The sequence below is a fragment of the Sulfitobacter sp. NFXS29 genome, from assembly GCF_040148765.1.
Lineage (GTDB): Bacteria > Pseudomonadota > Alphaproteobacteria > Rhodobacterales > Rhodobacteraceae > Sulfitobacter.
Genome location: NZ_JAGDED010000003.1, coordinates 77,171 through 90,927 on the forward strand (window position 1 = coordinate 77,171; position 13,757 = coordinate 90,927).

17 protein-coding genes are annotated in these 13,757 nt (G+C 62.7%); 6 read left to right on the top strand and 11 right to left on the bottom strand.

Annotated features, from left to right (window positions below; translation table 11 throughout):
• Positions 1-88: 88 nt before the first annotated feature.
• Entirely contained in the window at positions 89-1,210 is a 1,122-nt protein-coding gene (locus tag J3456_RS06960) for an endonuclease/exonuclease/phosphatase family protein (protein ID WP_349579499.1), read from the bottom strand.
• 118 nt (positions 1,211-1,328) lie between these two features.
• The gene (locus J3456_RS06965) at positions 1,329-2,108 is read right to left on the bottom strand and encodes a DUF1013 domain-containing protein (protein WP_349579500.1); all 780 of its coding nucleotides are present in this window, start codon (positions 2,106-2,108) and stop codon (positions 1,329-1,331) included.
• A gap of 123 nt (positions 2,109-2,231) precedes the next feature.
• Between J3456_RS06965 and J3456_RS06970 the strand changes: the two genes are divergently transcribed.
• Entirely contained in the window at positions 2,232-2,876 is a 645-nt protein-coding gene (locus J3456_RS06970) for a ribonuclease T2 family protein (RefSeq protein ID WP_349579501.1), read from the top strand.
• Between the two features lie 162 nt (positions 2,877-3,038).
• Here J3456_RS06970 and J3456_RS06975 read toward each other — a convergent pair whose 3' ends face one another.
• Complete coding sequence (locus J3456_RS06975; protein ID WP_067624857.1) at positions 3,039-4,049, bottom strand: NAD(P)H-quinone oxidoreductase; 1,011 nt, start codon at positions 4,047-4,049, stop codon at positions 3,039-3,041.
• A 98-nt stretch (positions 4,050-4,147) separates the two neighbouring features.
• Here J3456_RS06975 and J3456_RS06980 point away from each other — a divergent pair, with 98 nt between their 5' ends.
• Positions 4,148-5,377 (top strand): AMP-binding protein, encoded by a 1,230-nt coding sequence (locus tag J3456_RS06980; protein ID WP_349579502.1) that lies wholly within the window; start codon positions 4,148-4,150, stop codon positions 5,375-5,377.
• Positions 5,374-6,480: an acetyl-CoA C-acyltransferase gene (locus J3456_RS06985; RefSeq protein WP_349579503.1), complete on the top strand. Its 1,107-nt coding sequence runs from the start codon at positions 5,374-5,376 to the stop codon at positions 6,478-6,480. The genes J3456_RS06980 and J3456_RS06985 overlap by 4 nt, the downstream gene beginning before the upstream one ends.
• 36 nt (positions 6,481-6,516) lie before the next feature.
• Here the strand turns inward: J3456_RS06985 and J3456_RS06990 are convergent, their stop codons facing one another.
• The 4 genes from J3456_RS06990 to J3456_RS07005 all read right to left on the bottom strand — a co-directional run bounded on the left by J3456_RS06990 (position 6,517) and on the right by J3456_RS07005 (position 9,205).
• On the bottom strand, positions 6,517-7,062 hold the full coding sequence (locus J3456_RS06990; RefSeq protein WP_259983109.1) for a biotin transporter BioY: 546 nt from the start codon (positions 7,060-7,062) through the stop codon (positions 6,517-6,519).
• 62 nt (positions 7,063-7,124) lie between these two features.
• Entirely contained in the window at positions 7,125-7,721 is a 597-nt protein-coding gene (locus tag J3456_RS06995; protein ID WP_349579504.1) for an energy-coupling factor transporter transmembrane component T family protein, read from the bottom strand.
• Positions 7,696-8,430, bottom strand: coding sequence for an energy-coupling factor ABC transporter ATP-binding protein (locus J3456_RS07000; RefSeq protein ID WP_349579505.1), 735 nt, complete (start codon positions 8,428-8,430; stop codon positions 7,696-7,698). The genes J3456_RS06995 and J3456_RS07000 overlap by 26 nt, the downstream gene beginning before the upstream one ends.
• Before the next feature lie 82 nt (positions 8,431-8,512).
• On the bottom strand, positions 8,513-9,205 hold the full coding sequence (locus tag J3456_RS07005; protein ID WP_349579507.1) for a COQ9 family protein: 693 nt from the start codon (positions 9,203-9,205) through the stop codon (positions 8,513-8,515).
• Positions 9,206-9,315: 110 nt separating this feature from the next.
• Between J3456_RS07005 and rpsU the strand changes: the two genes are divergently transcribed.
• Entirely contained in the window at positions 9,316-9,522 is a 207-nt protein-coding gene (gene rpsU / locus J3456_RS07010) for a 30S ribosomal protein S21 (RefSeq protein ID WP_007118112.1), read from the top strand.
• Between the two features lie 138 nt (positions 9,523-9,660).
• Here the strand turns inward: rpsU and J3456_RS07015 are convergent, their stop codons facing one another.
• Complete coding sequence (locus tag J3456_RS07015; protein WP_349579508.1) at positions 9,661-10,119, bottom strand: Lrp/AsnC family transcriptional regulator; 459 nt, start codon at positions 10,117-10,119, stop codon at positions 9,661-9,663.
• Positions 10,120-10,257: 138 nt separating this feature from the next.
• Here J3456_RS07015 and ald point away from each other — a divergent pair, with 138 nt between their 5' ends.
• Positions 10,258-11,376, top strand: coding sequence for an alanine dehydrogenase (gene ald / locus J3456_RS07020; RefSeq protein ID WP_349579510.1), 1,119 nt, complete (start codon positions 10,258-10,260; stop codon positions 11,374-11,376).
• A 64-nt stretch (positions 11,377-11,440) separates the two neighbouring features.
• On the opposite strand, the gene mscL is transcribed toward ald, so the two are convergent.
• Together mscL and J3456_RS07030 are read right to left on the bottom strand one after the other, a co-directional pair.
• Positions 11,441-11,872, bottom strand: a complete 432-nt coding sequence (gene mscL / locus J3456_RS07025) for a large conductance mechanosensitive channel protein MscL (protein ID WP_259946461.1) — start codon at positions 11,870-11,872, stop codon at positions 11,441-11,443.
• 123 nt (positions 11,873-11,995) lie between these two features.
• A complete protein-coding gene (locus J3456_RS07030; protein ID WP_349579700.1) occupies positions 11,996-12,970 on the bottom strand; it encodes a histidine kinase dimerization/phosphoacceptor domain -containing protein in 975 nt (324 codons plus the stop codon).
• On the opposite strand from J3456_RS07030, the gene J3456_RS07035 reads away from it, so the two are divergent.
• The gene (locus J3456_RS07035) at positions 12,869-13,084 is read left to right on the top strand and encodes a hypothetical protein (RefSeq protein ID WP_349579511.1); all 216 of its coding nucleotides are present in this window, start codon (positions 12,869-12,871) and stop codon (positions 13,082-13,084) included. The genes J3456_RS07030 and J3456_RS07035 overlap by 102 nt on opposite strands.
• Before the next feature lie 219 nt (positions 13,085-13,303).
• Here the strand turns inward: J3456_RS07035 and J3456_RS07040 are convergent, their stop codons facing one another.
• Positions 13,304-13,747, bottom strand: a complete 444-nt coding sequence (locus tag J3456_RS07040) for a YtoQ family protein (RefSeq protein WP_120351942.1) — start codon at positions 13,745-13,747, stop codon at positions 13,304-13,306.
• Positions 13,748-13,757 lie beyond the last annotated feature (10 nt).

Consider the following 13,757-nt stretch of genomic DNA (forward strand, 5'->3'; position numbering starts at 1 on the left):
CAGAGGCGCGTGCGTTGGCGTCTGTAATGCGCCACATACGCCGTTTTAGGATTCGTACAAGGGGTAAAATTACCCGAAATGCAGATTGTTAGTTTTGCTCGTCTTCCCAGTCACTGCCGATGGGGTCGCGGTCTCTTTTGCGTTCTTCTTTGATCATATCTTCGGTCTCCTGCTCCTCTTCTGGATCGGTTTCCTCGGGATCACTTTCGGCGGCTTCGGTCTGGGCCAGCGCCAAGACAAACCACATGGGGAAGTGATCCGACCCGATCTTATCCAACCGGTCCATCTCAAGCAGTCGGAACTGCGGGTCGTGGAACAGGTGATCGAGCGGCCAGCGCACCCACGGCATCGTCGCGCTAAAGGTGTTATACATGCCGCGCCCCACGCGCGGGTCCAACAGGGCGGAGAGCCGCTGGAACCGCCGCGTCGTCGTGGACCAAGCCACATCGTTCAGATCGCCCGACACCACCGCGGGCAGCGGATCTTTCTCGGCCTCGATCCCGACCAAAGCGATTTCGCTGTCGCGCCCCTTGGTGTCATGTTCGATCACAGGCGGTTCGGGGTGCACGACATAGAGGCGGAAATCCTCCCCCATCGGCAGATGCACCCGGGCGCGGATCGACGGCACGTCGCGCGTTACCAGCTCCCGCACCTCAACCTCCGACAACGGCAGTTTCGACATCACGCACAGCCCGTAGCCATTGTCGAGCGGCACGTCGATGCGGTGCTCGTAGTTCTTGCCCAGCCCGGCATCCAGCGCATCAATCCAATCCTGATCCACTTCAATGGCCATGAAGATATCCGGCACCCTCGCCTCAACGAGGGCGATAAGCTTGCCATAGTCCCGGTTGGATTTCTTGACGTTGGCGGCCAGCAGACTGAAATGGCGGTCCGTCTCGCGGCGCAGTTCGGGCGAGGCGGCGAGCGATTGCTTGCGCCAAAGTGGGGTGAACTTGGTGATATAAAGCGCCTGAAGCGCTGCAACGCCCAGCATGAGAGCGATGCCAATCATGCCGGAAGGCGTCGTCGGCCCCTGCACCAGCGCAAAGGCGGCGGCCAGTAGCAGCGCCAGACCAAGGAATTGCTCACGTGGGAAGGCCAGCCCCCGGATCGCCCCAAAAGGCAGCTTGCTCATCGGCAGCAGGCTGCACAGTATCAGCAGCCCTGCCAGCCCCCAGATCATCCAGTCCAATGCCGTTTCCAAATCCATCCCCCGGCGCAAAGCGCCTTTTTAACAAAGAAAAACAGGGCGCCGGAGACTCCGACGCCCTGTCACTTTAACACATCCTTGTGGCGAAAGTTCCTTCCGCCACACCCCCTGAGGGGGCTTAGCCCTTGGCTTTGTCTTCATCCTCGTCGTCTTCATCGGTGCTATCGGGCAGCGAGAAGAAGCTGTCGGCGTCGGAGTAATCGCCCTTGGAATGATCCTCTTCCTCTTCGTCGTCCGTGCTGTTGCCGGAGAGGGTGAAGGTCTCCAGACCTTCGATGGCCGTGGGGATTTTCGGCTCGTTGTCCATGCCGAGGCTCTGCTCGGTCGACACCAGCTTGCGGCGCTCGTCGTCGTTCATCACTTCGCCCGCAGCGGCCTTTTTCGCGGCGGCCTTTTGCACGGCGGCGTCAAGCTCAGACTGTTTGCACAGGCCAAGGGCAACCGGGTCGATTGGCTGGATGTTGGCGATGTTCCAATGCGTGCGCTCGCGAATCGCTTGGATCGTCGGCTTGGTGGTGCCTACCAGCTTGCTGACCTGACCGTCGGAAAGTTCGGGGTGGAACTTGACCAGCCACAGGATCGACGCCGGACGGTCCTGACGTTTGCTGAGCGGGGTATAGCGCGGGCCGCGGCGCTTCTCTTCGCCTTCAGCGGCGGCGTTGAACTTGAGCTTCAGCTTGTGCAGCGGATTGTCCTGCGCCGCGTCGATCTCTTCTTGAGTGAGCTGGTTGTTGGCAACCGGATCAAAACCCTTCACGCCCTGCGCCACGTCGCCATCGGCGATGCCCTGCACTTCCAACTCATGCATGCCGACGAAATCGGCGATCTGCTTAAAGCTGATGGTGGTGTTGTCCACGAGCCAGACGGCGGTGGCTTTGGCCATAATCGGTTTTGCCATGTCACTCTCCTAAAAACGCAATTTTCCCGTCGCCTGAAAGGCTGTCCTGCTTGGCAGAACGGTCTTCATTGTCGGGGAAGTTGGCGGCTGTATACTGTCTCAAACATCATAAGGGAAGACCCAATGCGGCCACTGCGCGCCTGTCTGCTGATCCTCACGCTGATCGCCCCCACCGCCACGCTGGCCGAAGGGGAGCGTTCGGGTGAATTCGACTATTACGTCATGTCCCTGTCATGGTCGCCCAATTGGTGCGAATTGACCGGCGACGCGCGGCAGTCTCCGCAATGCGATGCGGATAAGGACCACGGCTGGACGCTGCATGGGCTTTGGCCGCAGTTCACGCGCGGGTATCCGTCCTATTGCCAAAGCGGCCAGCGCCCGCCCAGTCGCGCACAGACCGGGGAGATGGCCGATATTATGGGCACCGGGGGCTTGGCATGGCATCAGTGGAAGAAACACGGCTCTTGTAGCGGGCTGGACTCGGCGGATTATTTCGCCCTCTCACGAGAGGCCTACGCCCGCATCAACCGCCCCGAGGTCTTTCGCAAGCTCGACCGCGCCGTTTCTCTGCCCGCCTCCGTGGTAGAGGAGGCATTCCTCAAGGCGAACCCCGACCTGACCGCACAGGGGATCACCATCACTTGCAAGCAAGGTCACATCCAAGAGGCGCGCATCTGTCTGTCTCGCAGTCTTGAGTTCATCCCCTGCGGGCCGGACGTTCGGCGGGACTGTACGCTTGATAACGCCTTGTTCACCCCTCTGCGCTAAACCCATCGGGGCGAGTATTTGGGCGAAAACGGGAGAGGCGTAATTTCCTCCCCCGCATTCAATGCCTTTCGGCTCTCTCTCCAACACGGGTGGCTGGCGTCCCGGCCACCCGTGCTATCAGTAAACGAATTACTGGTTAACAATTCGTTACTGATTCAAATTTTATTGGTCTGCCTCGGCGTCCAGCGCGCCACCGACCTTTAGAACGATCTTGCCGATATGGCCGCTGGCCTCCATCCGGCGGTGCGCGTCATTCGCCTCGGACAGGTCATAGGTGCTGTCCATCACCGGCGCGACGCGGCCCTGCTCCAACAGGGGCCAGACGTTCTGCAAAAGCTCCTCTGCTATCCGCGCCTTGGCCAGATCGCTTTGCGGGCGCAGGGTCGATCCGGTCATGGTCAGGCGGCGGGTCATCAATGTGACAAAGTTCACCTCCTGTTTGGCCCCCTGCAGAAAAGCGATCTGCACCAGCCTGCCATCTTCGGCCAAAGCCTTCAGGTTGCGGTTGATATAGCTACCCCCGACCATGTCGAGGATCACATCCGCGCCGCCCTCGGCCTGCAGCACGTCAACGAAATCCGTATCCCGGTAATTGATCGCCACTTCGGCACCCAGCTTCATGCAGGCCGTGCATTTGCTATCCGTGCCCGCGGTCACAAACACCCGCGCGCCCAAGATACGGGCCAATTGGATCGCCGTCGTGCCGATGCCGGAAGAGCCGCCGTGGATCAGTACTTTCTCCCCAGCCTTAAGCCCGCCTCGCATAAAGAGGTTGGACCAGACGGTAAAGAAGGTCTCGGGCAGGCAGGCCGCTTCTTTCAGCCCCATGCCTTCGGGAATCGGCAGGCAATGCGCGGCGGGGGTGGCCACATATTCGGCATAGCCGCCACCGGGCAGCAGGGCGCAGACCAGATCCCCCGGTGCCAGTGTCGTCACGCCGGGGCCGACCTCGACCACCTCGCCCGAGGCCTCCAGCCCCGGCAGATCGCTGGCGGTGGGCGGCGGCGCATATTTGCCCGCGCGTTGCAGCGCGTCGGGGCGATTCACCCCGGCATAGGCGACCTTGATGATGACCTGCCCATGTTTCGGCTGGGGCCGCGGGCGGGTGGTGCCCTGAAGAACGTCCGGACCGCCGGGTTCGGTGATTTCGATTGCACGCATGGTCTCTGTCATGTCTGAAGTATCCTCGGGTCTGATTTTGCCGCAGCCTAACGGGCGGCCCCGGGGCGTGCACCCGGAAATTGAAACCCGGCGGAAGTGGGAGAAGGCGGATGCGCGCGCAAGGCAGTTTCAGATGGCAGCAGGACGCGCGGCTTTTCGCGGGACAATCGGAAGTGCCCCGCGCGCCCGAAGGCCAGCGCGACAGCTTCCGCGCCCTGCCCGCGACCCCGACCTTCGACGCGCTGACGGCCCTTACCGCAGCGATCAGCCAGCAGGCCCCCTTTTGGCTCAGCGACCGCCCCTTGCCCGATGAGATCGCCTGTCCGCCCGGCGCATTCCTTACCCTCACCGGGGGCGCGTCGGGCCAACCCAAGGCCGTGCGCCGCAGCCAAGCCTCTTGGATCGCCAGCTTTGACGTGAACGCCGATCGCTTTGCTCTAACCCGCCACGACAGCGTTGCCGTGTTGGGGCAGCTCAGCCATTCCCTGTCGCTCTATGCGGTGTTGGAGGCGCTGCACCTTGGCCTCGACGCGCATGTTCTGGCCGATCAGCCCCCCCGCCAGCAGGCGGCGCAGATTGCCACGACGGGGGCGACGATCCTCTATGCCACGCCGACGCAATTGCGGCTGCTGGCCCGTGGGGCCGCCGCCCCGCTGCCCTCGCTGCGGCTGGTGCTTTGTGGCGGCGGCGCGCTTGATGCGGCGACGCGGGCGGCGACCGGGCGGCTTTGCCCCCATGCGGCGGTGCATGTGTTTTACGGCGCGGCAGAGACGAGCTTTATCACGCTGGCCGATGCCGCCACGCCCGAAGGATCGGTTGGCCGCCCCTATCCCGGCGTCGAGCTGCGGCTTTTGGATGCGGCGGGGCAACCCACTTCAGACGTGGGTGAAATCTGGGTGCGCAGCCCGTACCTTTTCGATGGCTACGCTCTGGGCCGCAGCACCGAGACCCGCAGGCAGGATGGTTTCGTGACCGTGGGCGAGATGGGCGAACTGGATGACAAAGGACAGCTGTGGATCAGAGGGCGGCGGCAGCGCATGGTGCAGATTGCCGATCAACTGGTCTTCCCCGAAGCGGTGGAGGCCGTGATCGCCGCGCATACCGGGCTGCCCTGCGCGGTGCTGCCCCGTGACGATGCGCTGCGGGGGCAACATCTGATTGCAGTTGTCGAAGGCACCGCAGAGGCGGCGCGCCCTGAAACGATTATCGCCCATTGTCGCGCAGCACTCGGCCCACTGGCCGCCCCCCGTCGGGTCTATTTCCGCGCCGACCTGCCGCTGTTGCCTTCGGGCAAGATTGACCTTCGCGCCCTCGCCGACGGGTTGGAGGGCAAATCATGAGCCGCGCCTACATCGTTTCTGCCTGCCGCAGCCCGGTCGCCCCGCGCGGCGGCGCCTTGGCGCATCTGTCTTTGCCTGACCTTGCCGCGCCGGTCCTTTCCGCCGCCCTTGCCCGCGCGGGGTTGGTCTCTGCGCAGGTCGACGAAGTGATCTGCAGCACCGCCCTTGGCCCCGGCGGCAACCCCGCGCGCAGCATCGCCTTAGCGGCGGGGCTGCCTGAACATGTCGCGGGCCTGAGCATCGACCGGCAGTGCGCGGGGGGCTTGGACGCGCTCGCGCTGGCGCGGCAAATGGTCCTCGCGGGGGCTGCGGATATCGTTGTGGCGGGCGGGGCGGAAAGCTACTCGCGCCAACCGCTGCGCTACCGCACCTTCGCCGATGGCCGCCCGCCTGAGCCCTATACCCAAGCGCCCTTTACCCCATGGCCCGCGCGTGACCCCGACATGGCGCAAGCCGCGGCAGCGCTTGCCCGGTCGCAGGGCATCACCCGCGAAGCGCAGGATGACTGGGCGGTGGAAAGCCACACAAAGGCCCGTGCGCAGCGAGCGCCCAAGGCGGAACTCGTATCGCTCGCAAGCACCGAAGCCGATACATTCACCCGCCGTCTCACCCCCGCGCTATGCCGCCGGGCCAAGGTGCTTTTCGGTGAGATCACTGCCGCCAATGCCGCCGTCGCCGCCGATGCCGCGGCCTTTTGCGTCGTTGTCTCAGACCGGGTGGCGGCTGAGCTCAGCGTGCCAAAGATCGAACTTATCGCCACCGCAACCAAGGGCAGCAAACCCGAAGAGCCGGGATTGGCTCCACTGGTGGCGATTGGCGAAGTCTTTCGCCAGACGGGATTAACCGCCAGCGATCTGACCCTCGCCGAGATCATGGAGGCCTATGCCGTGCAGGCCATCGCCTGCGCCACCGGCGCGGGGGTCGCGCCGCAGATCGTCAACATCGGCGGGGGGGCCTTGGCACGCGGGCATCCGATTGGTGCATCGGGTGCGATCAACGCGGTGCGGCTCTGGCATGGATTGGTGGCGCGGGGGTCGGGCACCGGATTGGCGGCGATTGCCGCAGCCGGGGGGATCGGCTCTGCCGCGCTGATGCGGCTGTAGCGGTCCGCCCCCTTTCGCGGGAGCGGGCCAATCGTTTTAGCTGCGCGACAGCACGCTTGCAGGGCGCGCCTTGGCCAGACCTGAGGTGATGAAACCCGCCAGCACGGCTTTGATCAGGTCACCGGGGATGAAGGCTTGGACCAGCAGGGTCGCCTCAAGCAGTGACTTGTTCAGCGTCATCATCATGCCGAAGATGCCGAAGGCATAGACCACAAGGATGCCGCCCAACACGGCCGAAACCCCGGCAGCCAGACCCACAGGCGCACTGCGCCACTGGTCCATGATAAAGCCGGTCACAAAGGCACCGATCGGGAAGCCAACGAGGAAACCCACGGTCGGCGAGGCAAAGACGCCCAGACCGCCACGGCCCCCGGCCAGAAGCGGCAGACCAAGCGCAACCAGCGCCACGAACAGCAGCGCGGCAAGACCACCGCGCCATGCGCCCAGCACCGTACCACAAAGCATGACACCCAGCGACTGCGCCGTGATTGGCACGCCAAAGCCAAGCGTGAATTTCGGGATCAAGCCCAATGCCGCAATCAGCGCGGCGAAGAGGGCGATCATTGTCAGATTGCGTTCCATTGAGAGGGTCCTTGAATTAAAGTTTTCAATGCCTAGGCCAGCCCTCGGCCCCGGTCAAGCAATCACAGCCCGCCCCGCGCGCGCAGCGCCTCTGCCACATGTTCGGCATCATCGATGGCCAGCACGGTAAAGGGCATCACAATCCGCCAGCCCGCCCGCCTGCGCGACCGCGCGCGCCACGCCAGCGATAGCATCTGCCCTTTGGCCGCCAGCACCGGCGTAAAACGCACCACCAGCGCCACCGCCAACTCCAGACTGCGGGTCCGGACACCGAAGCGGCGCAGCGGCGTGGCAAGCCAGCGCACCACCGCCATCATATCGCTGAGCTTCGTGGTCATGGTCACAAGATTGGCCAGCCCCACCGCCGTGACCATGCGCAGCACAATGACAAGGCCGGCCTCAGCATCGCGGATCAGCACATGCCACAGCAGGATCAACGCCACAAAGGGCCAGAGCATCCGCAGCCGCCCCAAGCCGCCTTTTAGAAAAGCCCGCCCCGGCAGGGCGTAAAGCAGCAACATCCCGGCACAAAAGGCGATCTGCCAGACCAGATCCTCGACCCCGAATAGCAACAGGGTCGCCGCACAAAGCGCCCCCAGCTTGGCCCCCGCGGGCCAGCCATGGGCGCGGGTCTCAACCGGCGAGGTCAGAGAGATCATCGCTCGCCCCCAGTTCTTTCATCCGTGTCTCGAAGGCGCGCAGCACCGGACGCGCGCTGCCTTGCTGGGCGACCTCACCACGCTCCAGCCAGAGGATGTGATCGTAGCCCGCCACCGCTGCCGGATCGTGGGTGATGTGCACCAGCGTCAGGTCGAGCCCGGCCAAGACCCGCTCAAGATGCAGCCGCGTCGGAATGTCGAGCCCGGCAAAGGGTTCGTCGAGCACCAGCACCCGTGGTTGCATCGCCAGAACCGCCATCAGGCAAACCAACTGCCGCTGCCCCTGTGATAGCTGATGGATCGACGCCTGCGCCCAATGACGCTTGTCAAACTGACCAAGGATTGCCGCCACGCCCCGCGCTGCTTCGGCCTTGGATTGACCCATTTGCAGCAGGCCAAAGGCAATTTCTTCCTCCACGGTGGGAAAGATGATCTGATGGTCGGGGTTTTGAAACAGAATGCCGACAGCCCCAATCGCCCGGCGGCGGTCCCGGGCAACGTCGATCCCGCCGATCCGCACCTGCCCCTCATCTGCGACCACCAAGCCCGAAAGAACCCGCGCGAAAGAGGTCTTGCCCGACCCGTTGCGCCCCACGATGCCGATCCGCGAGGCATCGGACCTGAGGCTCACGTCGCGCAGCACCGGTGTGCCCGCGGGGGTGTAGCACACCTTTGCAATATCAATGAGCGGAAGTGTCTGGCTGGTCATCGGGGGCCTGTATAAAACCGGGTGCCCCGACCTACCACCTGCCGGGCGGGCGGGAAAGCCCGCAGGTCGCCCGCAGGTTGCGTCAGCTCGGCGGCGTCCAGCGGCCGGGCAGATCAGGGTCCTGCTGCCCCCGCGGCGCTTTGATATGGCTCAACAGCCAGTTCGGCCCGGCCATCAGACGGCTGAGCGTCGGGCTTTCGCGCACTTGCGCTTTGATCTTCTCGATCTGCATCACATCGTCGATCCGGCGATCGAGGAACGACCACGTCGCCTGATGCCCCTCGCTGGCGTCCCCCAGCCAATAGAGCAACGTGGCAGAATACACCCCCGACAGCGTGGCGCGTTTGCTGTACCAGTTCACATCATCCGACGTATCGCCAAGCGCGGTCCAGATTTTATCGCTGGTCTCCCAGATCAGGCCCGCCCCTTCGGGCGCGTGATGCGGCAGGGCGAAAAGCGTGCTGCCCCGTCGGATCGCCTCACGATCTCCGGCTTCCAGCCGCAGGCGCACGGCCTTGGCGATCCGGTCCCTGAACCGCATCTGTGACAAATCGGCCTGCGCCAAACCTTCCAACATCTTCGCATCGCCGCGTCGGTGATAGGCCACGGCCAGATCGACCGCGCCCCGGGGGCAAACCGCGCGCGCCAGCGCCGGGTCCAGACCGCTGTCCTTGATCGCGGCCTTGAACGTCGCGGGCGACCAGCCGTCAAACGGCACATGCATCACTGCGGCATCAAGCAGTTGGTCCTTTGGGTCGGCCTTGGGCGGGGTCATGGCGGGCTCCTATCGGGGCGTGATGGGGTGGACAAAGGAGATATAGGCTGTTATAGGCCCATTTCCTGCAATTCCTTGCAACTTTATCCTAGAAAGGTGGTGACAACCACATGCAGGTTAGTGTTCGCGACAACAACGTCGATCAGGCCCTTCGGGCTCTGAAGAAAAAGCTACAGCGCGAAGGCGTTTTCCGTGAAATGAAGCTCAAGCAACATTTCGAGAAACCGTCCGAGAAAAAAGCGCGCGAGAAAGCTGAAGCGATCCGTCGTGCCCGTAAACTGGCACGGAAAAAAGCGCAACGCGAAGGTATGATGTAAATCATTCCCGCGACACGCGACAGATATAGAACCCCCGGTGCCCTCGGCAGCGGGGGTTTTGTTTTGTGGGGTACTGCCCGGGGGCCTTCGGCCTTGATTCCGGGCTGCTCCACTTGGAACCTCCGCCGCGCCTTCCAGCTACACCGGCAGCGCCGTCGTCTTACACACTGTCCGCAACGCAAAACTCGACTGCATCTGCGCCACCCCCGGCAGTCGCGCTAAATGCTGGCGATGGATCCGCGCGAAATCCTCGGTGTTCTCCGCCACGATCTTAAGCAGATAATCCGCCGTTCCCGCCATTAAATGACATTCCAACACATCGGGAATGCGCGACACTGATTTTTCAAAGGCCTCCAAGACCTCTTCGGCCTGCGCCTGTAGGGTGATCTCAACAAACACCGTGGTCGGCATACCGAGCCTACGCGGGTCCAGCAGGGCGACATAATCGCGGATATAGCCCTCCTTCTCCAACCGCTGCACGCGGCGGTGACAGGCCGAGGGCGACAAATGCACCACCTCCGACAGTTCGGCATTGGACATCCGCCCGTTGCGCTGCAAAGCGCGCAGAACACGCCGATCAATCTCATCCAAGGACATTTGCGCAATACTTTCGCGTAAAGATGCATTCATGCGCGATTATATTCGAATAAAATCCCCAATGGCGACCCCAAATTCGCAGCGATATGCACGGCGGCTGTGATAATCCTGTCCCACTACGGAGGAGGAGTGACCCCCATGAAAATCGGATGCCCGACAGAAATCAAACCGCAGGAATTCCGCGTCGGCCTGACGCCCAATGCCGCACAAGAAGCCATCGCCCACGGGCATGAGGTCATCGTGCAGGCCGGGGCGGGCGTCGGCGCGGGCTTTGAAGATGCGGATTACACCGCTGCAGGTGCCACCATCATCGACACGGCCGAGGAAATCTTTGCCAGCGCCGATATGATCGCCAAGGTGAAGGAGCCGCAGGCGGGCGAACGCAAGATGCTGCGCGAAGGGCAATTGCTCTTTACCTATCTGCACCTCGCGCCCGACCCGGATCAAACGCATGATCTGTTGGCCTCGGGCTGTACCGCGATTGCTTATGAAACCGTGACCGACCGGAATGGCGGGCTGCCCCTCTTGGCACCGATGTCCGAAGTCGCGGGGCGTCTGGCACCGCAGGTCGGCGCTTGGACGCTGCAAAAGGCCAATGGCGGACGCGGCGTGCTGATGGGCGGCGTGCCCGGTGTCGGCCCGGCCAAAGTTATGGTCATCGGCGGCGGCGTTGTCGGCACCCATGCCGCCCGGATCGCCGCAGGCATGGGCGCGGATGTGACCGTGCTGGATCGTTCGCTGCCCCGGATGCGCTATCTCGATGACATCTATAGCGGCACCTTCAAAACCGCCTATGCCAGCGCGGGCAACACCATCGAATTGGCGCGCCAAGCCGATATGATCATCGGCGCGGTGCTGATCCCCGGTGCCGCAGCGCCCAAGCTGATCAGCCGCGCGCAGCTGTCCGAACTCAAACCCGGCGCAGCGCTGGTCGACGTGGCCATTGACCAAGGCGGCTGTTTTGAGACCTCCAAGGCCACCACGCACCAAGACCCGGTTTATGAGGTCGACGGCATCATGCACTACTGCGTGGCCAACATGCCCGGCGCTGTGGCGCGCACTTCGACCATTGCGCTTGGCAATGCCACCATGCCTTTCATGCTGGCACTGGCCGATAAGGGCTGGAAACAGGCCTGTGCCGATGACCCCCACCTCAAGGCTGGGCTCAATGTACACGCGGGGAAGCTGACCTATGCCGCCGTGGGAGAGGCGCTTGGGATCGACAGCATCACCGCAGATCAAGCCATCGCGGGCTAAACGCCACCGGTGAGACACGAAAGGCCCGCCAATCTGGCGGGCCTTTCTCATGCGATAGCGCCGCTTAGCGCGTTTTCAAAGCATCCCGAATTTCCAACAATACATCAAGCTGCGACGGACCGGTCTTGACCTCCGGCGCCACCTCATCAGGCTTTTCCGCAGCCGATTTCACGCGGTTCACCATCTTCACCAAGACGAAGACGACGAAGGCGATGATGAAAAAGTTGATCACGGCCATCAGGAACGAGCCGTAAGCAAAGACCGAGGCGCCCGCCTCTCGGGCCTGCTCTAGCGACGCACTTGCGGGCACATCGCCCGATAGCACCGCGTAGTTGTTGGTGAAATCCACCCCGCCGGTGAAAAGCCCGACAATCGGGTTGATCAAATCGGCCACCAGCGACGACACGATCGCCGTAAAAGCCGCGCCGATGATGATACCAACGGCCATGTCCATGACATTGCCCTTGGCGATGAAATCCTTGAATTCTTGAATCACAGTTCTGTCCCTATTCCACGTCGCGCCGATACCCTCGCCGTCATCCCCGATAGTGGGGACTGCGGCACATTGGGGTCAATAAAGTTTTCAGGTGAACCGCCCGTTTTGCGGGCTCGGGCAGGTCTATTCCCGAAAACAGACCCGCAAAAGCGCGCCCTCAGGGCTGAAATCGGTCGTCAGCCGCCCATTCAACTGCTCGGCTGCCGTGGCCATCAACATCCGCCCAAGGCCTGTGCTATCGGCGCCCGACACGGCACCGTCATGCCCGCGACCATTGTCCCGACACTCCAAAAGCCAGCCCTCGCCCCCCTCTTGCCGCCGCAGAGAGACCCTGATCTCTCCTGCCCGGTCCCCGACAAAGGCGTGTTTGATCGAATTGGCCACGAACTCACTCACGATCATGCCAAGCGCCGAGGCTTGCACGGCCTGCAACTCGCCCGGCTCGGCTTCGCAAAAGATGGTGACGTGATCCGGCGCACTGGCGGCGAGAAGTTTGTTTAACTGCTCAAGGTAAGAAGAGGTTTGCACCTTGCCTTTGCCGCCCTGCCCCATCAATTCGCTGTGCAGTGATGCCACCGCCCCAAAGCGCCGCTCTACAAGGGCCAACACATCCTTTGCGTCGGGGTCTTGGACCTTGCGCGTCGCCATCCGCAGCAGTGACGCGATGGTCTGGAACGAGTTTTTCACCCGGTGGTCCATCTCGGCGCGCAGGGCGGCCTCGATGCGGATTTTCTTGCGCAGTTCCAACTGCATCATCACGTGGCGCGACAGGGTTTGCAGCGCTTGGCGTTGGAAATCAGTCAGGGTGCGCGGCTTGGTATCCAGCACGCAAAGCGTGCCGATCGGTTGGCCGTTCGGCGCGACAAGGTTCGCCCCGGCATAGAATTTCACCCGCGGGTCGCCCAGATAGAGCGGGTTGTCCACGGTGCGCGAATCGGCCCCCATATCCGAGATCTCGGTATAACCCCCATCGAGGATCGCGTGAGAGCAGACCGATTGATCCAAACCGGTCTCCTGCGGCTCAAACCCCACACGGGCCTTGAACCACTGGCGCTTTTCATCAACCAGACTGATAAGAGAGACGGGCGTTTCGCAGATCTTGGACGCAAGCTCGACGATATCGTCGAAATCCGCTTCGGCTTCGGTATCAAGAATATCATAGGAATAGAGCGTCTCAAGACGCGCATCCTGCTCTGCGGGCGTGTCGGCTAAAATGGACCTTCTCCTTCCAAAGTTAACCCGCCACGCAATTTTGGCACGGCAGCGGGGGTCGGATTTGGCCTGCCTTTCGGGGGCAGATCAAGGCTGATGAACCTCCAGCTAGTGAAGGTTTAGCCCGCGAAGCAGCGGCGTCCACTACGCTGCCGAATCGATTCGCACTTAAGCCCTTGATTGATGTTAAAATTTAATGCGGCTAGTCCCGCTGCCGCGTCACCCTGGCAGGGTTCCGGTGAGCACATAGCGCAGAATCTCGACCACCTGAGCAGGTTCGGAGGCCACGGCCAGCGCCGCGGCATCGACTTCCTTCAGCGCATGGGCATGGTCAGGGCCGTGCAGGATGATCAGCGATTTGCCCAAAGCGGCGGCATAGCCTGCGTCAAAGGCCGCATTCCACTGCTTGTATTGTTCGCCAAAGCGCACCACGACCACATCCGCTTCGGCAATCGCCTTGCGGGTGCGAATCGCGTTGATCTGCGCGCCCTTGCGGTCATGCCAGAACTTGTCGGCCTCTTCCCCAAGGATCGCCACGCCACAATCGTCGCTGGCGGCGTGGTCGGTGACCGGCGCGGTGAAGGTCACCTCAAGGCTGCGTGCCCCTTCGATGATCTGTTCGCGCCAATCGGTGTGGATTTCACCGGAGAGATAGACTTTCATCGCTCGTCCT